Annotated in this window: 23 protein-coding genes and 1 pseudogene; 3 read left to right on the plus strand and 21 right to left on the minus strand. The window is 36.6% G+C overall.

From position 1 onward, the window contains the following. Positions 1-37: 37 nt before the first annotated feature. The 4 genes from CBF31_RS07060 to rpsO all read right to left on the minus strand — a co-directional run bounded on the left by CBF31_RS07060 (position 38) and on the right by rpsO (position 5,974). On the minus strand, positions 38-2,167 hold the full coding sequence (locus tag CBF31_RS07060) for a bifunctional glycosyltransferase/CDP-glycerol:glycerophosphate glycerophosphotransferase (protein WP_126831679.1): 2,130 nt from the start codon (positions 2,165-2,167) through the stop codon (positions 38-40). Then, positions 2,152-3,222, minus strand: a complete 1,071-nt coding sequence (locus tag CBF31_RS07065) for a glycosyltransferase family 2 protein (protein WP_126831680.1) — start codon at positions 3,220-3,222, stop codon at positions 2,152-2,154. Before CBF31_RS07065 ends, CBF31_RS07060 begins: the two co-directional genes overlap by 16 nt. Before the next feature lie 104 nt (positions 3,223-3,326). Continuing rightward, complete coding sequence (gene pnp / locus CBF31_RS07070; protein WP_126831681.1) at positions 3,327-5,468, minus strand: polyribonucleotide nucleotidyltransferase; 2,142 nt, start codon at positions 5,466-5,468, stop codon at positions 3,327-3,329. A 236-nt stretch (positions 5,469-5,704) separates the two neighbouring features. After that, positions 5,705-5,974 (minus strand): 30S ribosomal protein S15, encoded by a 270-nt coding sequence (gene rpsO, locus CBF31_RS07075; protein ID WP_126831682.1) that lies wholly within the window; start codon positions 5,972-5,974, stop codon positions 5,705-5,707. A gap of 280 nt (positions 5,975-6,254) precedes the next feature. Between rpsO and def the strand changes: the two genes are divergently transcribed. After that, positions 6,255-6,818, plus strand: coding sequence for a peptide deformylase (gene def / locus CBF31_RS07080; RefSeq protein ID WP_126831683.1), 564 nt, complete (start codon positions 6,255-6,257; stop codon positions 6,816-6,818). A 36-nt stretch (positions 6,819-6,854) separates the two neighbouring features. Here def and CBF31_RS07085 read toward each other — a convergent pair whose 3' ends face one another. The 3 genes from CBF31_RS07085 to CBF31_RS07095 form a co-directional block, all read right to left on the minus strand. Next, positions 6,855-7,637: an HAD family hydrolase gene (locus CBF31_RS07085; protein WP_126831684.1), complete on the minus strand. Its 783-nt coding sequence runs from the start codon at positions 7,635-7,637 to the stop codon at positions 6,855-6,857. 155 nt (positions 7,638-7,792) lie between these two features. After that, positions 7,793-8,497, minus strand: a complete 705-nt coding sequence (locus CBF31_RS07090; protein ID WP_126831685.1) for an LrgB family protein — start codon at positions 8,495-8,497, stop codon at positions 7,793-7,795. Beyond that, positions 8,475-8,882, minus strand: coding sequence for a CidA/LrgA family protein (locus CBF31_RS07095; protein ID WP_126831686.1), 408 nt, complete (start codon positions 8,880-8,882; stop codon positions 8,475-8,477). Before CBF31_RS07095 ends, CBF31_RS07090 begins: the two co-directional genes overlap by 23 nt. A gap of 410 nt (positions 8,883-9,292) precedes the next feature. Between CBF31_RS07095 and rpsD the strand changes: the two genes are divergently transcribed. Next, a complete protein-coding gene (gene rpsD / locus CBF31_RS07100) occupies positions 9,293-9,904 on the plus strand; it encodes a 30S ribosomal protein S4 (protein WP_126831687.1) in 612 nt (203 codons plus the stop codon). Positions 9,905-9,962: 58 nt separating this feature from the next. Here rpsD and comGG read toward each other — a convergent pair whose 3' ends face one another. The 12 genes and pseudogenes from comGG to rpoB all read right to left on the minus strand — a co-directional run. Further along, positions 9,963-10,289, minus strand: coding sequence for a competence type IV pilus minor pilin ComGG (gene comGG / locus CBF31_RS07105; RefSeq protein ID WP_281272813.1), 327 nt, complete (start codon positions 10,287-10,289; stop codon positions 9,963-9,965). Next, positions 10,267-10,704: a competence type IV pilus minor pilin ComGF gene (comGF, locus tag CBF31_RS07110; RefSeq protein WP_126831689.1), complete on the minus strand. Its 438-nt coding sequence runs from the start codon at positions 10,702-10,704 to the stop codon at positions 10,267-10,269. Before comGF ends, comGG begins: the two co-directional genes overlap by 23 nt. Continuing rightward, positions 10,688-11,026: a hypothetical protein gene (locus CBF31_RS07115; RefSeq protein WP_126831690.1), complete on the minus strand. Its 339-nt coding sequence runs from the start codon at positions 11,024-11,026 to the stop codon at positions 10,688-10,690. Before CBF31_RS07115 ends, comGF begins: the two co-directional genes overlap by 17 nt. Further along, entirely contained in the window at positions 11,001-11,465 is a 465-nt protein-coding gene (gene comGD, locus CBF31_RS07120) for a competence type IV pilus minor pilin ComGD (RefSeq protein ID WP_126831691.1), read from the minus strand. The genes CBF31_RS07115 and comGD overlap by 26 nt, the downstream gene beginning before the upstream one ends. Further along, a complete protein-coding gene (comGC, locus tag CBF31_RS07125) occupies positions 11,446-11,766 on the minus strand; it encodes a competence type IV pilus major pilin ComGC (protein ID WP_126831692.1) in 321 nt (106 codons plus the stop codon). The genes comGD and comGC overlap by 20 nt, the downstream gene beginning before the upstream one ends. Beyond that, positions 11,763-12,812 (minus strand): competence type IV pilus assembly protein ComGB, encoded by a 1,050-nt coding sequence (gene comGB / locus CBF31_RS07130; RefSeq protein WP_126831693.1) that lies wholly within the window; start codon positions 12,810-12,812, stop codon positions 11,763-11,765. Before comGB ends, comGC begins: the two co-directional genes overlap by 4 nt. After that, the gene (gene comGA, locus CBF31_RS11215; protein WP_126831694.1) at positions 12,766-13,785 is read right to left on the minus strand and encodes a competence type IV pilus ATPase ComGA; all 1,020 of its coding nucleotides are present in this window, start codon (positions 13,783-13,785) and stop codon (positions 12,766-12,768) included. Before comGA ends, comGB begins: the two co-directional genes overlap by 47 nt. Positions 13,786-13,866: 81 nt before the next feature. Beyond that, positions 13,867-14,592, minus strand: a complete 726-nt coding sequence (locus tag CBF31_RS07140) for a YebC/PmpR family DNA-binding transcriptional regulator (protein WP_126831695.1) — start codon at positions 14,590-14,592, stop codon at positions 13,867-13,869. Positions 14,593-14,615: 23 nt separating this feature from the next. Then, positions 14,616-15,140, minus strand: a complete 525-nt coding sequence (locus CBF31_RS07145; RefSeq protein WP_126831696.1) for a VanZ family protein — start codon at positions 15,138-15,140, stop codon at positions 14,616-14,618. Further along, entirely contained in the window at positions 15,118-15,405 is a 288-nt protein-coding gene (locus tag CBF31_RS07150) for a hypothetical protein (RefSeq protein ID WP_126831697.1), read from the minus strand. Before CBF31_RS07150 ends, CBF31_RS07145 begins: the two co-directional genes overlap by 23 nt. Before the next feature lie 114 nt (positions 15,406-15,519). Next, the gene (rpoC, locus tag CBF31_RS07155) at positions 15,520-19,173 is read right to left on the minus strand and encodes a DNA-directed RNA polymerase subunit beta' (protein WP_126831698.1); all 3,654 of its coding nucleotides are present in this window, start codon (positions 19,171-19,173) and stop codon (positions 15,520-15,522) included. A gap of 175 nt (positions 19,174-19,348) precedes the next feature. Further along, positions 19,349-22,891, minus strand: a pseudogene (rpoB, locus tag CBF31_RS07160) (DNA-directed RNA polymerase subunit beta); the annotation flags it as partial. A gap of 419 nt (positions 22,892-23,310) precedes the next feature. Between rpoB and CBF31_RS07165 the strand changes: the two are divergent. Beyond that, positions 23,311-23,724 (plus strand): hypothetical protein, encoded by a 414-nt coding sequence (locus CBF31_RS07165; protein WP_126831699.1) that lies wholly within the window; start codon positions 23,311-23,313, stop codon positions 23,722-23,724. Between the two features lie 24 nt (positions 23,725-23,748). Here the strand turns inward: CBF31_RS07165 and CBF31_RS07170 are convergent, their stop codons facing one another. Both CBF31_RS07170 and CBF31_RS07175 read right to left on the minus strand, forming a co-directional pair. Beyond that, positions 23,749-24,351 carry a class I SAM-dependent methyltransferase gene (locus CBF31_RS07170; protein WP_126831700.1) on the minus strand — a complete coding sequence of 201 codons (603 nt, stop codon included), beginning with the start codon at positions 24,349-24,351 and terminating at the stop codon, positions 23,749-23,751. A gap of 2 nt (positions 24,352-24,353) precedes the next feature. Next, complete coding sequence (locus CBF31_RS07175) at positions 24,354-24,923, minus strand: SGNH/GDSL hydrolase family protein (RefSeq protein ID WP_126831701.1); 570 nt, start codon at positions 24,921-24,923, stop codon at positions 24,354-24,356. Positions 24,924-24,957 lie beyond the last annotated feature (34 nt).

A 24,957-nucleotide genomic window follows, 5' to 3' on the forward strand; every position in this document is an offset into this window, starting at 1 on the left:
AGTCTAACTTTTTGGGTCACTACATTTTAGAGAGTTTTTATTTCGATAAGTCATTTATCTTTTGCAGTAGTAATTCATTCGGCGTTGCCGTATATAATTTATACTCATCAGAGAGACTAAGTGTAACCTCATCTCTAATCATCTCAGCTAATTGTTCCACCTCATCTGTCGTAACTGTTGAAAAATCAGCATAAATATCCTCGTATACTCCTCTGCTTTGAGAAAATTTATCGAAATCTTTTACATATAAGTAGAACGGTGTCTCAATATGAAGGCAATCAAACAGAACGGATGAATAGTCTGTAATCACATAATCTACTTGGGCAATTAACTCTTGAATATCACTCTCTTTACCATGAGTCACTAGTCGTAACTCACTAGAAGCCGTATTGCCAACAACTAAATCATGATCCTTCACATGAATTTCATACCCTTCACCTAACAAATTTGATAATTTTTCTAAATTCAAGAAATATGCAAAATCCTGTTTACTCGCATCGATACGGTGATTATAATCTCGCCATGTTGGAACATAAAGTATTTTTTTAACACCTTCTTTATCCGCAACATTATTTATTAACCACTCATTCCTAGGGTAGCCATACTTCAAATACTTCTTATCTGGAATAAGCATTGAACTCTTGAACTTATCAACAGCAATAGGAGCATCCAATAAGAAATAATCCCATCTCTGAATATCTGCCATCTTGGCCTTTTTATGAGTCGGCGCTTTGGACACAATGTCTACTTCAAAACTATCAAACAACATTTTTTTAAGCGGTGTACCATGCCACAATTGAATCCATTCTTGATTAGGATACTTCTTAATGTCAAGAGGAACCCACGATTCCGAAACAACTACTTTCGCTGAAGATAATGCCTGATAAAATTGACGACTAAACGGTTTTAATCTGTATTTATCAGGAACTGCCTTATCCCAACTCGCAAAATACAATGGTGCATCTGGCTCATGTTCCACTAGATACTCAAACAAATACTTAGAATTCCCTTTTAATTTGAAGTCAAATCCTAGCATCACGGTCCCACCCAAATATTTAGCAGGTTTTGGTAGTACTTTCATCGCAATTTTATTTACTAACTTATATACACGGCGCTTCACAACCGGGACTTCCAACGGGAGAAGTTGACTCTTTACTTTATTAGCTACCTTATACCCGTAATTGATTGCTTTATAATCAAATTTCAGTGATGCTTTTCCTTTCGTTTTTAAAGTTTTACTCACTAACCTCTTAAACAACTTCGTTTCATTAGTCGGTATTCGAATCTCATCTTCATACTTAACTATTAACGATTGAACGTGAGAAATTAGTTTTGATTTATACTCACCTGGAACTCGAATGCCATATTTAAATGAACGGTCAAGAAAATAACGTAAGACGTAAAACCGAGTTTCTGATGTTCTAGGTTCTAAAATTTCCATTGTTTTATTTGTCGCAATTACAAAACTATCATAGTGCTTTGTTGTATTATGATTTGTTTTTGTTGTTGAATTCTCATGTACCCTAACTAGGTATAAAATATTAGGCAAACATACTATTTTTCCTGCTCTGTTAATCGACTTTACAAAGAACTCAAAATCTTCGTAAATATATCCTTCCCCGTACTCTATAACAGCTTTGTCAATAAATTCTTTCTTATACAATTTATTCACTGAAAAATAAGTTTTATTTGCTAATAACTTATCACACTCATCACCTTCTAGCACTTCTCTACCTGAAAGATTGCTGATTTCAACATAGGATTGCTTCCCTGTTAAAGCATTATAATAAGCCCATTCAAACTGAACCATATCAGGCTTGTCAGATTCATTATAGGCACGCCATACTTTTGAAAGTGCCTTTTCTTCTAACCAATCATCACTATCTAAAAATAAAATCGTTTCACCTTGACTAATCTCTAACGCTCTATTCCTCGTGTAACCTTGACCACTGTTCCTATCATTCTCTCTTATTACCCACGAAAACTTTGTATCTTGCATCTCTATAAACTCTCGAATACAAGACATACTATCATCAGTAGACTCATCATTATATAAAATCACTTCAACCTTAAGAGAACCCAGTTCTTTTTGAGAAGTCAGAGACATCAACGTTTGATCTATAAAATCTGATGCATTAAATACCGGTATTATTATTGATATATCCATACTATTTCACTCTTTATCTCTCTTTTTATTTTTTTTAATAACCTTATCGGTAACTCTTTCCGATGTTTCGTTTTAAATAATCCCTTAACCTTTTCTAAATCTTCACTATTTTTTAAAATAATATTAAACAACTTCTTATCTAATTCGGGTGCATCATTTGGGATAATAAACCTTCCCTCTTGTTCCTTTATCATTTTCATTACTCCCAATACAGCTTCATCACATAATTCTTCCGGAAACCTCGGAGCATATCCTACAGACTTACTTAAAAAATAATGCAGTACATGATATAACGATTCTTTATCTCTCGTCTGAACACTTGACATAGTCTGTGATACGGCTGTTTGAAAATCATTAAAATGTTTAGAGGTCTTTCTATTAGCTCCTGTTGTAGAATTATTATGTAATCGAACATAATAATAAATAGCTTTAAGAATAAGTAAACTTTCAACTTTAGTTGCCATCCTTACAAAAAATTCAAAATCTTCATATATATATCCTTCACCAAAACAAATATCATGTGTTAACAAGAATTCTTTTTTATATAAACGATTTACAGGATAATATATAGCTTGCTTTAACACACGCTCACATTTCCCCCCAAGAAACAGTGTTCCATTTTTTTCATTGGTCGGCTGGCTATAATTTATTTTATTCGTCACATCATCAAAAAAAGCCCATTCAAACTGAACAACTTCTGGTTCTTCCAAGTATTTTTTTAAAGAAGTAAAAATCCCGATCATCATATCTTTTTCAATAATATCATCCGAATCCAAAAAAAAGAGATAGCGACCTTGAGCCCTCTTAATCCCTTCATTACGCAAAACACCCTGACCTCTATTTACAGAATTAGAAATAATTTCCCATTTCAAGTTAGGATGACGATGTACACTCGTATACTCTCGAAGTACATCTAACGTATTATCACTTGAAGCATCATCTAATAAAAGCACCTCAATATCAAGTAAGTCTGTACATTGTTGATAGATACTTTTTAATGTTTCTTCTATATAATTTTGACCATTGTAACATGGCATAATAATTGATACATCCATTTGAAATCCTCCTAACCTATCAAAAGTAAGTCGTTACTTTATCTATTTTATCAAACCTATCAATAAAAGCCTATATCTTATCTAGATATAGGCTTTTATAATAATTATTTAACTTCTGGTTTTTCTTCTTTTTTAACTTCTGGTTTTGGTAATAACTCTTTACGAGAAGCATTAACACGGCCTTGTTTATCGATTTCTGTAACTTTAACCTCGATAACGTCACCCATTTTAACAACATCTTCAGTATTAGCAACACGTTCATGTGCTAATTGAGAGATATGAACTAAAGCATCTTTACCTTTAAATAAGTTAACAAATGCACCGAATTTTTCAACACGGACAACAGTCGCTTTATAAGTTTCACCAACTTTAGCTTCTCTTGTTAACTCTTCAATAATTTCGATAGCACGTTTGATCATCGCTGCATCAACTGCTGCAATACTTACGTTACCTTCTTGGTCAATATCAATCTTAACGCCAGTTTCTTCAATGATTGAATTGATTGTGTCGCCACCTTTACCAATGACTGTCTTGATCTTATCAGGATTGATTTGGATCATTTCAATCTTAGGAGCGTATTCGCTTAACTCTTCACGAGGTTCAGCAATCGCAGAGGTAATCACATTAAGGATTTCCATACGAGCTTTTTTAGCTTGTGCTAACGCTTCAGTTAAGATTTGTTCAGTGATACCTTCAATTTTGATATCCATTTGTAAAGCCGTAATCCCTGCTTCAGTACCTGCAACTTTAAAGTCCATGTCGCCTAGGTGATCTTCAAGACCTTGAATATCTGTTAAAACTGTATAGTTATCTCCGTCCATTACAAGACCCATTGCAATACCAGCTACAGGTGCTTTAATCGGCACACCAGCATCCATAAGAGCTAAGATCCCACCACAGATACTTGCTTGAGATGATGAACCATTTGATTCTAATACTTCAGAAACCACACGAATCATGTATGGGAATTCCTCTTCTGATGGAATAACTTGAGCCATAGCACGTTCACCTAAAGCACCGTGACCAATTTCACGACGACCTGGTGCACGAGTAGGACCAGTTGATCCAACACAGAATTGAGGGAAGTTATAATGATGGATGAAACGTTTTGTTTCTTCAGAACCTAAGCCATCAATAATTTGGTGCTCACCTAATGGCGCTAATGTTACAGTAGATAACGCTTGTGTTTGACCACGAGTGAATAATCCTGAACCATGAACGCGAGGTAAAATACCTACTTCACTTGCAAGCGGACGAATCTCATCAATTTTACGACCATCAGGACGTACTTTATCAATTGTGATTAAACGACGCACTTCATTTTTTTCCATATCTTCTGCAATTTGACGCACTTCTTTCATACGTTTAGCAGCATCTTCTTCACCTGCGAATTTTTCTTCGTAAGTTTCGATGATTTCTTTTTTAACAGCGTCGATATTATCTTCACGTGCTAATTTTTCTTCAGTTTGAATTGCTTCAACCATACGTGCTTTATAAGCATCATTGATTTCAGTTTCTAATTCTTCAGAAATTTGTAATAATTTGATTTCCATTTTTTCTTTGCCAACTTCAGCAGCAATTTTTTCTTGGAAAGCAACTAATTCTTTAATGGCAGCATGTCCGAATAATAATGCACCTAGCATATCTTCTTCAGATACTTCTTTAGCACCACTTTCTACCATGTTAATCGCATCTTTTGTACCAGCTACGCTTAACTCGATATCTGATAATTCAGTTTGTTCAACAGTTGGGTTTAACACATACTCACCGTTAATACGACCAACGTTTACTCCAGCGATAGGGCCATTGAATGGGATATCTGAAATAGATAATGCTAATGATGAACCTAACATAGCTGACATTTCAGGTGTACAATCTTGCTCAACACTCATCACGATATTTGTGATTTGAACGTCATTACGGAAACCTTCCGCAAACATCGGACGAATCGGACGGTCAATTAAACGAGCTGTTAATGTTGCATGCTCACTTGGACGACCTTCACGTTTAATAAAGCCTCCAGGTACTTTACCTGCTGCGTACATTTTCTCTTCGTAGTTAACTGTTAACGGGAAGAAATCAACATCTTTAGGTTCTTTTGACCCTACTGCTGCAGTTAAAACAACTGTATCTCCATAACGAACTAAAACTGATCCGTTTGCTTGTTTGGCTAATTGACCAACCTCAACTGATAGCGGACGTCCGCCCCAATCCATTGAAAAAACTTTTTTTTCTGAACTTACCATTTTATCTTCTCCTTTTTAGGGGACAGCAACTACTAAACAAATGACAGGGCCTGATTTAGTCAGATCATCTCATTTGCATAGTAGCGGTTATCGTCACCCTTTAGTTATATATAAACGATTATCATATAGGAATACTCGTCTTTATGCCATCTCTTCTTTTTTTAAGAAAGAAATAAAAAACAAAAGAAAGCGAGATTCATAATGAACCTCACTTTCGAGTAGGTTGTCAGTTATGATTAACGACGTAAACCTAATTTTTGGATTAATTCGCGGTAACGAGTTACATCGTTGTTACGTAAGTAAGCTAATAAGTTACGACGGTGTCCAACTTTTTTCATTAAACCACGGTATGAATGGTGATCTTTTTTGTGTGTTTGAGAATGCTCATTTAGGTGATTGATTTCAGCAGTTAATACAGCGATTTGTACTTCTGGTGAACCAGTATCTCCTTCTTTACGTGCGTACTCTTTGATGATTTGGTTTTTTTGCTCTTTTGACATTGCCATGTGTATCCACCTCTTTCTATAATTTCACCCGAAAACTGAGTAAACCGTTGGTGACTCGATAAACCAAGTGATGGGTCATACGAAAATTCGTACAATCTTACTTTACCCTATGCCCTACCTAAATGCAAGCTTAAATCCCTATTTCTCCCCTTTTTTAGTCCACAATAACTTCAGCCACTTTTTATTCTTTTTTCTATATTTTATGATACAATATAGTGATGAAAAAATGACACATAACCGTAGTTTTACGTCATTTAAAGAATAAGGAGAGATACTAATTATGATTACAATGAACGATATTATCCGTGAAGGTAACCCAACCCTTAGAGAAGTTGTCCCTGAAGTTGAACTTCCTCTGTCTAATGAAGATAAAACTCTAGCTGATGAAATGCTAACATTCTTAAAAAATAGTCAAGATCCTGAAATTGCCGAAAAATACAATCTACGTGGTGGCGTTGGTCTTGCAGCACCTCAACTTGATATAAAAAAACGTATGATCGCTGTTCATATCCCAAGCATGGATCCTGAAATTGATGAACCTACATTTAGTGCTGTTATGATTAACCCTAAAATCATTAGCCATACTGTTCAAGATGCTTGTCTACGTGATGGCGAAGGTTGTCTATCAGTAGACCGTGAAGTACCAGGATATGTTGTTCGTCATGCTCGTATTACCGTAACTTATACTGATGTTAACGGTGAAACCCAAAAGAAAAAATTCAAAAACTATGATGCAATTGTTATCCAGCACGAAATCGACCATTTAAACGGTGTAATGTTCTACGATCACATCAACAAATTACAACCTTTTGCTATTGGCAAAGATGTTTTAATTATTGACTAAACAAAAAGACGCTCCCTTTCAAAGGAGGCGTCTTTTTTACTTCTCAATTAGACCATTTTCAATAGCGGCATGTAAAATCCCATGTTCATCATTACTCTTCGTTATGTAATTACCATGTCCTTTAACTAAATCAGAAGCATTGCCCATTACAACACCAAGACCTGCAAGATCTAACATTTCAATATCATTTTCGCCATCACCAAATGCTATGATATCTTTTTCCGCAATCCCTTTGTCCTTAGCAATAACTTTTAAGGTCTCAGCTTTCGAACCATGTTTAGAAACGACATCTACACCATCAGATACCCAACGTGTAAATCTTAATTTATCAAGAAGTGGTGTGAAAAGTTCCTCTTGATCAGCTGTACAGAACATAATCGCTTGATAGATTGCGTCTTCTTTATCAATATCAAAATCGAATGATGGTCCGAAATGCTCGTAACCCACTTTTTTCTGACGATCACTTTGTTCTCTAAATTCTTTTTGCTGCTTCACTTCACGCTCAGTTTGATAAAGAATATCTATATTTTTTTCATTTGCCAGCGCAACGATTTCTTTTAATTCTTCTTTATCAATCGGAAAACTATGTGATAACTCATGATTTTCATACGCATACGCTCCATTACATAAGATGTAATTTTTTACACCTAATTCTTTAAGTGCTTCTTGCGCTGTAAAGTAACTACGTCCAGTTGCGACTGTCACATAATGCCCTGCCTCTTCTAATTCTCTTAGCACACGTAAACTACTATCTAGAATTTTACGATCCGATGTATACAACGTGCCATCAATATCAAATGCAATTAACTTTCTAGTCATACCTTGTCATTCCCCTTACTTTTCTTTCCATTATTGAAACGCTTTATTCATTTTGACTTGCCTCTTAATGGTATGCTAAATCACTTTATGATGCAACTTTTCCACCGTAAAACAAACAAAAAACAGCCTAGCACACGCTAAACTGTTTTTATATTCTATATAAATAACGCAACAACTTTTAAAGTAAGTGGCGCAGCGACCACCGTAACAACACCAGCTACACCAATAGCTAGTCCCGACATCGCTCCTTCAACTGTTCCAAGCTCCATCGCTTTAGACGTTCCAATCGCATGAGCTGAAGTTCCTAATGCTATTCCTTTGGCTACGGGCTCTTCAATTTTTGCCCACTTAAGAACTGTAGGTCCAATAATCGCTCCCATAATTCCTGAAATAATTACTACAATAATCGTAATGGTTGGGATACCGCCCATTTTAACAGCAATTTCTGTTGCAATAGCTGTTGTAACAGATTTCGGTAACACCGATGCCATTAATTCTGGACTATATTTGAATAGTATAGCCGTAATAGCCGTGATAAATGTACTGAAAAATGACCCTACAATAATTCCTGCCATGATTGAACGTGCATGGTATTTTAATAAATGAAATGACTTATATAACGGAATTGCTATAGCTACAGTAGCAGGCGCAATTAACATCGTTAATATACTGCCACCACGGTTATAATTTTCATACGGAATATTTGTTAATTTTAAAAAGGCAATAACTACTAAGATAGACACAATCAGTGGATTAAAAATTGGTAACTTTAACTTAGCAGCCAGTTCTCTTGCTAATAAAAATACAGCAATCGATAAAACTAAACCAAATAAATAATTACTCGTCAATTCGTGTAACATGTCCATGCTCCTCCTCTTCGTTTAACCCCGCTAAATCACCTTCGTATTTTCGTTTAACAAATTGAACCACACGACCAACGACCGCCATTGTTAAACCTGTTAATACAATGGTCATCAACAACAGGCTAAACCAGCTATCTTTAACCAAATCAAAGTCGACCATAATCCCGACCCCTGCTGGTAAAAATAAAATACTTAAATTATCTAATAAGAAGGTCCCAACCATATCAACATCATCTACTTTCACAAACTTAAAGTATAGTGCTGCAAATAGTAAAAGCATGCCGATCACACTTCCGGGGATAGGTAATTTAAATAGCTTTGATACAATTTCCCCTAAATAAGAAAAACTAATAATCAATAAAAACTCTTTAAACAACTTCATTTTCTCTCCTCCTAACGTTCTCATTTATTATATAGCAGAATTACTTCACATGAAACGTTATTTTAAAGGTTTTATATTAACAATCCCTTATACAAACCATTGTGACCGACTACACTAACACTTTGTGAAAACCCTTACTTTTAATGTTACATTTTATTGGAGAAAGAGATATAATATTTTAAAATTGATTAGCATTCTTCCTATTGATATTCCGTCAATACTATCGTATAATAGACTTTGTGTAAAATAAGCAGCTAGAAAATAAGTAACTCGTCAACAGTTTAGCGCCCGAGAGGTTCAATTGCGTAACCACGGCTGCAACGGTGAAGATTGAAGGTTGAACTGAACGAATACTAATATTTTCAAGAAATTATTTTACTCCAAAAAAACATTATTGGAGGAATTATATTATGTCACGTTATACAGGACCAAGTTGGAAAATTTCACGTCGTTTAGGAATCTCATTATCAGGAACAGGGAAAGAGTTAGCTCGTCGCCCTTACGCTCCAGGTCAACACGGACCAAACAGCCGCGGTAAAAAATCAGAATACGGTTTACAAATGGCTGAAAAACAAAAATTACGTAACATGTACGGAATGAACGAACGTCAATTCGTTAACACATTCGTTAAAGCTGGAAAAATTAAAGAAGGTAAACACGGTGTTAACTTCATGATCTTATTAGAACAACGTTTAGATAATGTTGTTTACCAATTAGGTTTAGCTACTACTCGTCGTCAAGCACGTCAATTAGTAAACCACGGTCATATCATGGTTGATGGCAAACGCGTTGATATCCCTTCATACCAAGTTTCAGTTGGTCAAGTGATTTCATTACGTGAAAAATCACAAAACTTAACAATCGTTAAAGGTGCTTTAGAAACTGCTCTAGGACGCCCTGCTTACGTTACTTTTGATGAAGAAAAATTAGAAGGTAGCTTATCTCGCTTACCTGAACGCGAAGAATTATCTCAAGAAATTGATGAGTCATTCATCGTTGAATTCTACAACAAAAAACTTTAAGATCCGTCTTACAAGTTACAAAAAACTGTTTTCGTTTTATACGAAAACAGTTTTTTTATTATCTTTTTTCGATAAGAGTGTAACTCATCCCAGATGTCAGCACAATATCAAACTCCACTTCTTTCGGTAATACACGGTACGCCACTGTCCCTAAATTATAAATGTACACCCCCTCTTTATCTTTAGGTTTACCTTCTAATAGTTGTTTAATCGTTAACTCCTCTAGAACCTTTCCCTCATAATAATATGTCACTTGCCTAAACATTTCTGACTCATCTTTATACACTGTCATCATCTTTAATAAAACTAGAGATAGCAATAAAAAAACAATTAGAATTGATGGCAGAATACCTGCAGAAAAGCTAGTGCCATTGTGGAAAAACACTTTCAAATTCCTTACCATCCTCCATCGTGACATTAATAACCACCCCACAGTCAGATTTTTTAAAATAACACGTATCCACACCGATCAATAGTGGGTTGTATCCTCCATTTTTCCGCTCTTTTAATTGATTAGCATATTTCTCAATGATAACTTGATTTTCTTTTCCTGACTCTGTTTTTTCTACAAAATACAATCTACTTTTATCCAGTTCTTTAAAATCCCACTTTTTACTACCGTACTCTAATTGACTTAAAAAAATATGCCAATTCAATTCTGATTTACGTTGAAAGGATAAAACAGTTTTATTTTCCACCTTTATAAGCATGTTCAATATCAAAATAATAAACGATATGACTGCTAACGCTATAATAGTTTCTACCAACGTAAACCCTGCCCAACTATTTTTTGCCTTCACTGATCACTACCATATTTTTATCCTTCCCTCTAACACTCAGCGTCATCTCTTTATTTTTATTACTACTGAATTCTCCATTCATCAAAAAGATACCACTTTTTTTCTCTTTTAATAACGGTTTATTACGTCTAGCCAACTCAGACTCTTCGAATAAAAAACGAGATAACTCCATCTTACTCCACATTCTCTCTCGTTGATCATTAATTAAAAGCAACATCGGAACAATCGTTACTACCAAAAATGTCAACAATGCTAGTGAAATACCACTCTCCAGTAATAGATAACCTGAAAATTGTTTAGACCTCACTTTCTTTTTTAGCATACTTTCCACTCCCTAAATAAAATTGATAGACTACCTTTTTTTGGGACTTAGTCAATAAAAATTTAAACTTTGTCACTTTACTTAGTGTACCTGTTTCACCTAAGAAAGTAACAAATGTGTCTGTTTCCGCTCTTATATCTTCGGGTATTTCGACATAATAATGTGTTTTTACACCGTTACTTAAAACATAATCAAAAGCTACGCTCCTCTCATTTCTTTTCATTATTATTCGACTAGCTCGACCTGAAAAAACTGCAGATTCTTGCGTTATTGTTATTAACCTTTCAAATTCTTCAAAGAAAAATTGATTATCTAACTTTCTTTCCATATCAGGTAGTTTCAAATTTGGGATTAACGCTATAACTGATATAACAAACAAAACCATAACCATCTCTATTAACGTAAAACCTCTCCATGACCTATTCTCCGTTATCATCATTTAAAGTAATATGCCATGCTATTGCTTTATCTGCTTGGCTCTTAGTTAAGTAATGTTCTTTAACAAGGTTATCATAAGTGATTTCCATTGTTTCATTCATTTCAAATAACTCAACTTGTGTTTTAATTACCTTTTCAAAAGCAACCTTACCTTGATCTTCAATCTTTACTCGTTGCGAAGCTAAATTAGGTACAAACAATAACACCAAAACGGAAATTACAAACAGTACCACTAACATCTCTATAAGAGTAAAAGCTTCAAATCCTTTTTGTGCTTGTTTACCTTTAAACATATTTTTCATAACATTCCCTCCATCTCTTGATAAATAGGTAACAAAAGAGAACCGTACGCCAAAATGATAAGTAAGGCTACTATTATGAAAATAATCGGCTGAATCCAAGAAAACAGACGTAAAACTTTAACGTTCAATTCCTCCCATAATTGTTTCCCGTATATCTGTAATTCATCACCTAGATTCCCTTTTACTTCACCTTGTTCTATAATCCAACTTATTTCTTTTCTAAAAAATTGCCATTTCTTTATTGGTGTAACGATCGAGTTCCCCTGTTCAAGCTCACGTCCTATCGCTATAGCAACTTCTTTTAATAATGACTTATCTTCTATTTGTGACATAAGAAGAATAATTTGCTTTAGTTCTAAACCTTGATTCAATAACTTTCCTAACTCACTGGCAAAAAAAGAAGTATAATATCTCTGAATAATTTGCTTCGCTAACGGAAACTTTGACCAAAATATCACTTTTTTAATCTCACTCTTAGACTTAAAATAATGATTGAGCCCTATGACACTTATCACTACTAAGAAAATAAGACAACTTATCACCACAGGTCCCATATTAATCAGAATCTGTCCCGCAGAAAAATGCGCCTTCTTATTACTCATTCCAATTTGGGGTAATATAACACTTTTCATCATCATCATTACACCCACCAAGAAAAAAATAAGCAAACTAGGGTATGCCATGACACGTTTTAATTCTGCTAATTGCTTCTCTCTATCTAAAACCTGCTGATGTATTAAAGAAAGTGTCCCTTCTAAATCACCATGAGTTTCGGCCAAATAAAGCAACATCACCTGCTGTGAATCAAATTGAGATTTTGCCAACGCAGAGGATAAGCTAATTCCTTCCGCCAAATCATTCCTAAGTTGTTGTGCTAAATAAGCAGATTCGGCTTTAATTGTTACCATATAAGATAAACTTTCTTGAATACTAAACCCATTACGGAGTAAATCATCTAACAATTTCAAAAAAACCGCTTGTTGTTTTCGCTTTTTTTGCTTACTGTAATGTTTCTTGGTCAAAACTTTTTTTAGAAATAAAACCATAAGCCCAAGCTTTTGCCAGTGTCTGTTGCCACGTTTCAGTACCCCTCTCACCAAAAATTTCTTCGTCAAATAACGTATCAAATAACGCCCCATCCCCTCTACCCAAGCACCCTTCATCACACTGTTCTTCTCCACAATATGGACAATAAATAGGCAGTAACCTTTGAAAAATAACACCTTCTAAACACTGCTTAATTTCATTACGAGTCACGCCTAATTCTAATAGCCTCTCAACAACATGGTATTTACTTCTAGCATGGACCGTCGAAAATACCATATGCCCTGTTAATGCACTCCGAACAACAGCTCTAGCGGTTTCACTATCTCGTATCTCACCAACTATCAAAATATCCGGACGGTGTCTCAAACACACGGCTATTAACGAATCATATGTCATACCTATTTTTTCGTTGACCTGTAATTGTAAAAAATTAGCGACTTCAATTTCTACTGGATCTTCAATACATATGACTTGTCCATTACCTCCCACTACTTCCTTTACCAATTGATACATCGTACTCGTTTTCCCCGAGCCTGTCGGCCCACAAAATAGATATAAGCCTCGCCTCTTCACTTTTCGAGTTAATTTTTCCCATTGAGCAGGAAAAAACATCTGATAAGGGCTATCTTCTGTAAAATATCCCAAAAATCGAATCACTAAACTTTCCCTATTTTTAAAATCAGCAACTGTCGACAAGCGAATTCTAATCATTTGCGTCGTATTAGGTACTTCAATATGCGTAGCCCCCATCTGCCCTCGCCGCTTTTCTGACACATCCATATCTGCCATATACTTAAAAAATAATATGAGTTGATTACCTTCCTCTTCACTTAAAGCTATTGGAGAAAAACGTGTATAGCCACGACGAAAAATTACACGATAGCCGATTTCGATTGGTAAAATATACAAATCATTCGCCCGATGCTCATGCCCTTCTTTAATCAACTGTGTACCTAACGCCTTAATATTCATAATTACCTCCTCGCTCTAAAGTATGCTGTAACTTTTAATTTTCACGAAAAAAAAAAGACAACTTAGGATATAAGTTGTCTTTTATAACTCGGCTGATGTAAATACCTCTGATACATCATCATCTTCTTCTAATGCTTCTACCAGTTTTTCTAACACTTCTTGTTGATTTTCTGTTAATTCAACCCTCGTCTGTGGTTCCATTGTTAATTCAGCTTGAGCAAGATCTAACCCTTCAGCTTTTAATGTGTCACGAACGGTTGTAAAATCACTTGGTTCTGTATACACTTCAAAAACATCTTCTTCTGTACGTAAATCGTCTGCACCTGCTTCTAGTACCAACATAAGCATGTCATCTTCATCTACCTCTAGTCCTTCTCTCGCTATAGCAATATAACCTTTTCGGTCAAACATATAACTAACAGACCCCGTTTCACCTAATGCACCACCATTTTTATTAAAGGCAACACGAATATTTGTCCCTGTACGATTACGATTATCTGTTAGACAATGAACTAAAATTGCGACACCAGCTGGCCCATACCCTTCATAAACTACTTCATCGTAATTTTCACCTTCACCTGCTGACGTTGCTTTCTTTATCGCACGCTCAATATTATCATTAGGCATATTAGCCGACTTGGCCTTATCTAAAACTAAACGCAATGCTGGATTTGTATCCGCATCAGGACCACCACTTTTAGCTGCAACATAAATTTCACGTGATAATTTTTGAAATACTTTTCCACGTTTAGCATCCTGTGCATTTTTTCTACCTTGAATATTTTTCCATTTAGAATGTCCTGCCATTCCAAACACCTCTTTCTAGTCGATTATGATCTTTTCTTTCTATTTGCACTAATTGTAAAGACTAACATACAAATAATAACAGCTGTCGCTGCTCCTATACTATCTAAAATAACATCTTGAAACATAGGCGAACGTCCTCCAGTAATCATCTGATGACATTCATCAAGTGCCGCATATCCTGTAGCAGATAACCAGCTCACTACCCCTGTTAAAAATAAATTTTTCAAACGCGGTCGTAATCCTAAAAATAACGCACCTGACAGTAAAAAGAAACTCATAAAATGAGCGGCTTTACGAATAAAAAATTCAACAAACTTAGCATAACCACTCGCTTCTATGCTAACTGGACTTCCGCCATACATAAAGCTAATCTGACTCAATCGTTCTTTAAAAGGTTCACCACTTAGTAACTTACTAAGTAAGCCGACTTGAGACTGCTCTTCATACGTCTGTGACGAACTGAAAAATAAAATAAAGCCTACTAGTAACGCTGCACCTAAATAAAAACTTCCATTCTTTACGTACTTACTTTTCTTCGAATTCGCCACGTGCTTCTTCCTCTTCTACCTGTTCTTTCAACAACTCTTCTTCTCTAATTACTTCAGCCGCTTCCATAACTTGTTTTATTTTTTTTGTTAAAAATACTTCTAAACTTGTTTTATTTTGTTCTTCTTTACTCAAATCATAAAATTCATTTTCCCAAATATAGAAATTCCCTTTTAAAATTCCTGAATATTTTGCATAAAGACTTAGTAATTCTTCTTGTTCTTCACCTACATAATTTTTTTTGATATAACTTTTGATACCAAACATAAAAATGCCTTCTTTCTATAAGTTATCTATCGTAACTGTACCATATTTTTAATAACTCTTTCAAATACAAAAAAGGCCGAGACAGACGTCTCGACCCTTTAGTTAGCTAGATGACTATTTCTTTTCAGAATTTAGAGCATCTTCAGCAGCCATTTGCGCTTCAATATCGCTAATGCTATAAACATTTTCGCTTGCTACGCCGACTTCTTTTGGCTCCATGTTACGGTATTTAGGCATACCTGTTCCGGCTGGAATAATCTTACCAATGATAACATTTTCCTTAAGACCAAGTAATGGATCTTTCTTACCACGAATCGCAGCATCAGTAAGAACACGAGTTGTTTCTTGGAATGATGCAGCTGATAAGAAACTATTCGTTTCTAGAGACGCTTTAGTAATACCTAACAATACTGGACGACCAGTCGCTGGTGTACCACCGGCAACAAGTGTGCTGTAGTTTTGTTCTTTAAATTCTGAGATATCAATTAAAGTACCTGGTAAGATATCAGTGTCACCTGGATCCATAACACGGATTTTACGTAACATTTGACGTACCATAACTTCAATATGTTTATCGCCGATTTCTACCCCTTGCATACGGTATACTTTTTGTACTTCACGAAGTAAGTATACGCCAACAGATAAAACATCACGAATTTGTAATAATTGTTTTGGTTCGATTGAACCTTCCGTAAGAGCTTCACCACGTTTAATCATATCGCCTTCTGCCACTTTCAAACGAGAAGTGTAAGGGACAGCGTATGTACGTGTATCAGTTGTTCCTTTGATTGTGATTTCACGTGTACGAGTAGCTGCATCTTCTGTAATATCAATAACATCACCTGTTACTTCTGTTACAACTGCTTGCCCTTTCGGATTACGTGCTTCAAAAATCTCTTGGATACGAGGTAAACCTTGAGTAATATCATCTCCGGCAACCCCACCCGTATGGAACGTACGCATTGTTAACTGAGTACCGGGCTCACCGATTGATTGAGCGGCAATTGTACCAACTGCTTCACCCACTTCAACTTCAAGACCAGTAGCCATGTTACGGCCATAACAGTGACGACATACACCGTGTTTAGTATTACATGTAAATACTGAACGGATTGTCACTTTCTCAACGCCAGCTTCAATGACTTGTTTTGTTAAATCTTCTGTAATCATTTCATTAGCGCCAACAATCACTTCGCCAGTTTCTGGGTGAAGAATTGATTTACGAGCGTAACGTCCTAATAGACGTTCTTCTAATGTTTCAATGACTTCGTTACCTTCTTTAATCGCAGTTACATCTAAACCACGGTCAGTACCACAATCGTCTTCACGAATGATAACATCTTGGGCAACGTCAACTAAACGACGAGTTAAGTAACCTGAATCGGCTGTCTTAAGGGCTGTATCGGTCATACCTTTACGAGCACCATGAGTTGAGATAAACATCTCTAAGACTGTTAAACCTTCTCGGAAATTTGAGATGATTGGTAATTCCATGATACGTCCATTCGGAGCGGCCATAAGTCCACGCATACCAGCAAGCTGCGTAAAGTTAGAGATATTACCACGGGCTCCAGAATCACTCATCATGAAGATCGGGTTTTTGTCGTCTAAACTTTCCATCAGTTTCAATTGGATTGCATCTTTAACGCCATTCCAAATTCCAATAACGCGTTCATAACGTTCGTCATCTGTAATCAGACCACGACGGAATTGTTTTGTTACATTTTCAACTTTAGTATGGGCTTCTTCAATTAATTCTTGTTTTTCATGTAAGACTACGATATCCGCAATCCCTACAGTCATACCCGCAATTGTTGAGTGTTTATAACCTAAATCTTTCATTCTATCTAACATTTTAGATGTTTCTGTAATCTTGAAGCGCTTGAAGACTTCAGCGATAACATTACCAAGATTTTTCTTCTTGAATGGTCCAACTAATTCTTGCTCTTTAATATGAGCAGGAATATCTGTTCCGTTTTCAACGAAGTATTTATCTGGAGTTTGAATAGTTAAGTTATAATCTGTCGGTTCATTTAAGTATGGGAACTCTGGAGGCATAATTTCATTGAAAAGAGCCTTACCAACAGTTGTAATCAATGTACGTTCTTTTTGCCAATCAGTGAATGGTTTTTCTGGCATCGATGACGTTTGTAACCCGATACGAGTATGTAAATGTACATAGCCATTTTTCCATGCTAATTCAGCTTCTTGAACGTTACGGAAGACCATACCTTCACCTTCACGGCCATCTTCTTCCATTGTTAAGTAGTAGTTACCTAGGACCATATCCTGAGATGGTGTTACTACTGGTTTACTATCTTTTGGATTCAAGATATTTTGAGCGGCAAGCATTAACATACGCGCTTCAGCTTGAGCTTCATCATTAAGTGGCACGTGAACGGCCATTTGGTCTCCATCGAAATCGGCATTATAGGCTTCACATACTAATGGGTGAAGACGGATAGCGCGTCCTTCAACAAGAACTGGTTCGAACGCTTGGATACCTAGTCTATGAAGAGTAGGTGCTCGGTTAAGTAATACTGGATGTTCTTTAATAACATCTTCTAATACGTCCCAAACTTCGTCTTCTTGACGTTCGATTTTACGTTTCGCATTTTTAATGTTGCTAGCGATTTCGCGTCCAACTAATTCACGCATAACAAATGGTTTGAATAATTCAATCGCCATTTCTTTTGGTAAACCACATTGGTACATTTTTAAGAACGGTCCTACTACGATAACTGAACGACCTGAATAATCGACACGTTTACCAAGTAAGTTTTGACGGAAACGACCTTGTTTCCCTTTTAACATATGAGAAAGTGATTTAAGTGGACGGTTACCTGGTCCAGTAACTGGACGGCCACGACGACCATTATCAATCAAAGCATCTACTGCTTCTTGTAACATACGTTTTTCATTTTGAACGATAATATTTGGTGCCATTAAGTCTAATAAACGTTTCAAACGGTTATTACGGTTAATTACACGACGGTATAAATCATTCAAATCAGACGTGGCAAAACGGCCACCTTCTAATTGAACCATTGGGCGTAAATCTGGTGGGATAACTGGAACAACGTCCATTACCATCCAGCCAGGTTCGTTGCCTGAGCTACGGAATGCTTCTAAAATGTCTAAACGACGGATAGCACGTGTACGTTTTTGACCTGAAGCTGTTTTTAACTCTTCTTTTAATTCAAGAACTTCACGTTCTAAATCAACATCATCTAATAAACGTTTAACAGCTTCAGCACCCATTCCAGCTTGGAAAGATTGACCGTACTGTTCACGTTTTTCACGATATTCACGTTCAGTTAATAATTGTTTTTTCTCTAAAGTTGTATCACCTGGTTCAATAACTACATATGATGCAAAGTAGATGACTTCTTCAAGGGCACGAGGACTCATATCTAAGATAAGACCCATACGACTTGGAATCCCTTTAAAGTACCAAATGTGTGATACTGGTGCTGCTAATTCGATGTGAGCCATACGTTCACGACGAACTTTTGAGCGTGTTACTTCCACGCCACAACGGTCACAGACGATTCCTTTATAACGGATACGTTTGTACTTACCACAAGCACATTCCCAATCTTTAGTAGGACCAAAGATACGCTCACAGAATAATCCTTCGCGTTCTGGTTTCAATGTACGGTAATTGATTGTTTCTGGCTTTTTAACTTCACCATAAGACCAGCTTCTAATTTTTTCTGGAGAAGCTAAACCAATTTGCATGCTTTCGAATTTATTTACATCGATCAAAAGGTGTTCCCTCCATTTCATATTATGACTATAAGTTAGAGAATTTAAACTTAGTCGCTGTTAATAGTTAGAACAACAAGGAAAGTTACTTTTCAGTAACATCCCCCGCTATTCTTCTATTAAACAGATCGATTTTTAAAATGCTAGCCTCAAAAAGACTAACGATCAATTAATCTTTTTTCTCTGCATTCTTTGCTGCTTGTTCTTGAGCGTATTTCGTTAATGCATCAACGGTAATTAAATCGTCTTCATCATCATCCATATCGCGCAATTCAATTTCTTGATCGTCAATATCAAGTACTTGCATATCTAAACCTAATGATTGTAATTCTTTCACCAATACGCGGAATGATTCTGGTACGCCTGGTTTTGGAATTGGTTCACCTTTAACGATTGCTTCGTAAGTTTTAACACGACCAACCACGTCATCTGATTTGTACGTTAAGATTTCTTGAAGAGTATAAGCCGCACCGTAAGCTTCCAGTGCCCATACTTCCATCTCTCCGAAACGTTGTCCACCAAATTGTGCTTTACCACCAAGAGGTTGTTGTGTAACTAATGAGTAAGGTCCTGTTGAACGTGCATGTAATTTGTCATCAACCATGTGGGCTAATTTCAGCATGTACATAACCCCAACAGATAGGCGGTTATCAAATGGTTCACCTGTACGACCATCGTAAAGAATAGTTTTGGCATCTTTAGCCATACCCGCTTCACGAACTGTTGACCATACATCTTCCTCGTCAGCTCCATCAAATACAGGAGTTGCAACATGAATACCTAATTGACGAGCAGCCATACCTAAGTGTAACTCAAGTACTTGCCCGATATTCATACGAGATGGTACCCCTAATGGGTTAAGCATGATATCAACTGGTGTACCGTCAGGCATAAATGGCATGTCTTCTTCTGGCATAATGCGAGAAACTACCCCTTTATTACCATGACGTCCGGCCATTTTATCCCCTTCGTGAATTTTACGTTTTTGAACGATATAAACACGAACTAACATATTAACACCTGGAGATAATTCATCGCCAGCTTCACGAGTAAAGATCTTAACATCATGAACGATTCCGTCACCACCGTGAGGAACACGTAGAGACGTGTCACGAACTTCACGCGCTTTTTCACCGAAGATAGCGTGTAATAAACGCTCTTCAGCTGATAATTCAGTTACACCCTTAGGCGTTACTTTACCAACTAATAAATCACCATCTTTAACTTCAGCACCGATACGGATAATACCCATTTCGTCTAAGTTTTTAAGAGCGTCTTCCCCAACGTTAGGGATTTCGCGAGTGATTTCTTCAGGTCCTAATTTTGTATCACGAGCTTCTGATTCATATTCTTCAATATGGATAGATGTATACACATCATCTTTAACCAGACGGCGACTCATAATGATCGCATCCTCGTAGTTGTAACCTTCCCATGTCATGAAGGCAACTAAGACGTTTTGACCTAAAGCCATTTCGCCTTCTTCCATAGATGGGCCATCCGCAAGAACGTCGCCTTTATCTACTTTTTCACCTAATGTCACGATTGGACGTTGGTTATAACACATACCCGCATTAGAACGGCTAAATTTAATAACTGAATATTTATCAAGTGTTCCGTTTGAACGACGAACGCGAACTTCGCTAGCGTCAACAAATTCAACAACACCATCATGTTTACATACTAAAGCTGAACCTGAGTCATGAGCTGCTTTATATTCCATACCAGTTCCTACAAACGGAGAACGAGGTTGGATTAATGGAACAGCCTGACGTTGCATGTTCGCTCCCATTAGGGCACGGTTGGAGTCATCATTTTCCAAGAAAGGAATACAAGATGTCGCAACGGCAACTACCTGTTTAGGAGAAACGTCCATGTAGTCAACTTTATCGATTGATACTTCTAAGTTTTCACTTTGGATACGAGCCATAACGACATCGTTAGCAAAGCTTCCATCTTCGTTTAATTTTGAGTTCGCTTGAGCGACCATGTAATGATCTTCCTCGTCAGCTGTTAAGTAATCAATATGCTCTGTTACTTTACCAGTTTTACGATCAACACGACGGTATGGTGTTTCGATGAAACCATAGTCATTGATTTTCGCATAACTAGACAAGCTATTGATTAACCCGATATTTGGACCCTCTGGAGTCTCAATCGGACACATACGGCCGTAATGTGAGTAATGTACGTCACGAACTTCATAACCGGCACGGTCACGAGTCAAACCACCAGGCCCTAAGGCTGATAGACGACGTTTGTGAGTTAACTCACCTAATGGGTTTGTTTGGTCCATGAATTGTGACAATTGAGAAGAACCGAAGAACTCTTTAATTGACGCAACAACTGGACGAATATTAATTAATTGTTGTGGTGTTAATGTTTCAGTGTCTTGGATAGACATTCTTTCACGAACCACACGTTCCATACGAGCTAACCCGATACGGAATTGGTTTTGTAATAACTCACCAACTGAACGGATACGACGATTACCTAAGTGATCGATGTCATCCACTTTACCGATTTCTTCTTGTAAGTTAAAGAAATAACTCATTGAAGCAACCACGTCAGCAGGAATAATTGTTTTACAATCTGCATCAATTTGACCGTTACCGATTACGTTAACGATACGTTCTGGATCTTTAGGTGACACGACTTTAATCACTTGGATTGTCATCGGTTCAGTTACAACCGCATCTTCTGATGGGTAGTAAGTCACGTTGTTGATACCAGCGTCTAAATGTTTTTCTAATTCTTCCATGATAGCGTGAGTGATCACAGTACCTTTTTCGAATAAGATTTCACCAGTTTCAGGGTCAACTAACGTTTCACCTAATGTTTGGTTTAATAAACGAGTTTTTAGACTTAATTTTTTGTTTACTTTGTAACGACCAACTGCTGCTAAGTCGTAACGTTTTGGATCGAAGAAACGAGCATTTAACAAGTTACGAGAACTGTCAGCTGTTTTCGGCTCACCAGGGCGTAAACGATCATAAATATCTTTCAGACCTTCCTCTGTACGAGAATCTGATGAATTTTTATGAATATCTTTTTCTAACGTCAAGCGTAAGCTTTCGTTATCGCCGAAGATTTCTAAGATTGTATCATCTGACCCGAAACCTAACGCACGAACTAATACTGATAAAGGAATCTTACGTGTACGGTCAATACGTACATATGAGATATCTTTAGCATCTGTTTCCATTTCTAACCATGCACCACGGTTAGGGATAACAGTTGTTCCAAAACTTTCACGGCCATTTTTATCTGTTTTACCACTGAAGTAAACACCAGGAGAACGAACTAATTGAGAAACAATAACACGTTCTGCTCCGTTGATAATAAATGTACCCATCTCAGTCATTAATGGGAAATCTCCAAAGAATACTTCTTGTGCTTTAATTTCGCCTGTAATTTTGTTATCAAGACGTAATGTCACATGAATAGGAGCTGAGTAGTTCGCATCATGTGCGCGAGCTTCTGCTACTGTATATTTTGGTTCCTTCAATTCATACCCAACAAATTCTAGAGATAATTTGTCACTAAAATCCTTGATTGGTAAAATGTCTTCGAACATCTCTTTAAGTCCTCTATCCAAGAACCATTGATAAGAGTTTGTTTGAATTTCGATTAAATCTGGTAATTCTAACACTTCACTAATTCGCGCATAACTTCTTCTTTCGCGATGCTTTCCGTATTTCACTACGTGTCCAGCCAAGCTCTTCACCCCTCTGAATTTTTTTATTCAAAACACCATCAATTTCAATATGTTACAAATGTTAAGATTTGATTACATATATATATCAAGACCCTTTTAAGGCAAAAAAAAACCAAAAATAGAATTTTCTCGTTCATATGAGCTTCTACTTTTGTTTTCCTATGATTAAAAACACAAAATGGACAATATTTCACTCTGTATTTCCTTGTTTTTAGATAGCTTTTGCAACTATTAATTATATCGTCTTTCATTTACAATGTCAACGCAACACAAACCCTTTTCCGTCGTTTTCATAAATTTTCTGCTGTGTATTTTCAGATTTGTAACACTATTGATTTATTTGGATAGACTTTCAAAATTTAATTTCAAAAACATTAATGCTACACTAGTGTTAAATAACACCTTTAAGGAGCGACAACTTGAAAAACTTTAAAACGAATCCCGTCTTATGGACGATACACCTGATACTTTATCTCGTATTCTATGCCATCCTTATTTGGACAATGACTCTAAAAGGATTTCTGCACACATCAGGTATAACGTTACTTGTTTTCCCACTTATTATTTTTTCACCCTTAGTGGCATTAACAGCTTATACGCATGGCAAACTAGTGTTAGCTCGCTTAATGACCTCAACACTAATTCTAGGCTCGTTATTTTATAGCACGATGATTAACCTACCTCTTGTTTATTTTGATGAACAACGAAGTGTTACCGTGCCACTTCCCGATTGGACAAACTGGCTTTTTAGTTGTGTTGGATTTGCATTATTATTCATACAAATTTATTTAATTTTCACATTACCTCAAACAAAAAAAGACAACCCATTATAACGATTGGTTGTCTTTTCTTTACCCTTATTTCACACTTTGTAAAATGTAATAGCCTTTGTCTTTTGTTAGAGTTTTAACATTCCCAAAAACTTCTTCCATTTTTTTAGCAGCACTTGGCGCGCCCTGTTTTTTTTGTAGGACCACAGTCAGTGTGCCACCTTCTACTAATAAAGGATACGCTCCTTCTAAAATAGTATGGACCACTGCTTTTCCGGCACGGATTGGTGGATTACTTAGAACAGCTGCAAATTCTCCTTCTACACTTTCGTAGATATTTGAAACGTGGATATCCACATTTTCAACTCCGTTATGTTTAGCATTTAATTTAGCTAATTCAACCGCACGTTCGTTGATGTCAACCATTTCGACAACCCGTGAACTTTGTGACGCTAACGATAAACCGATTGGGCCGTAGCCACAACCAACATCTAAAATATCGCCTTCTGGCAGGCCTTCTTCCGTGAACGCATCAATTAAAACACGTGAGCCGAAATCAACGGTCTTTTTAGAAAACACACCGCTATCTGTTGTAAAACGGAATCGCTTGCCTTTTAAATCAAACGTCCACTCTGATAAATCATGCGGGGTACTTGGTTGGTTAGTAAAATAATGATTATTCTCTGTCATACTTATTCTCCTTGTCGTTTCTTAACAATTTCTTGATTAATAATGCGAGCTAAAAAGTCATAGCCTTTATCTGAAAAATGCAACTCATCTTCTTGTAAGAGCGCCATTACATCTGCTTCTTTTTCCATCGCTTCTAATAGATTAACAAATGGTACCCCTGTTTCACAAGCGACCGTTTCTGCCACTGCTACATATTGCTTAATGGCAACTAGCGAACGATCTTCGCCGTGACGTTTCTGCCCCGTGTAAGGACCAGATAACAGCACCACTTTTTCTTTGCCAATTCGTTCAATAATCTCAAGCAAGTTGCGACGGTAATCAACAGGACTAACGCCTACGTAATTCGCCACATCATTCGCACCAAAAAAGACCACAACCTCATCTGGGTTATAACGTAGGATATGCTCTTCTATTCGGTTTAAAGCCCCTGCAGTCGTATCCCCAGGAATACCTGCATTAATAACATCCGTATCAGGAAAAGCACACTGAACACGTTTAGTCAGTTCGTCTGTGATACCTTCGTCACCATATCCTGCGGTAATACTATCTCCAAATAAAAAAAGTTTCGTCATCTTATCCGACTCCTAATCGTGTTTAATAACAGAT

This window comes from Vagococcus fessus (assembly GCF_003987565.1).
Lineage (GTDB): Bacteria > Bacillota > Bacilli > Lactobacillales > Vagococcaceae > Vagococcus_D > Vagococcus_D fessus.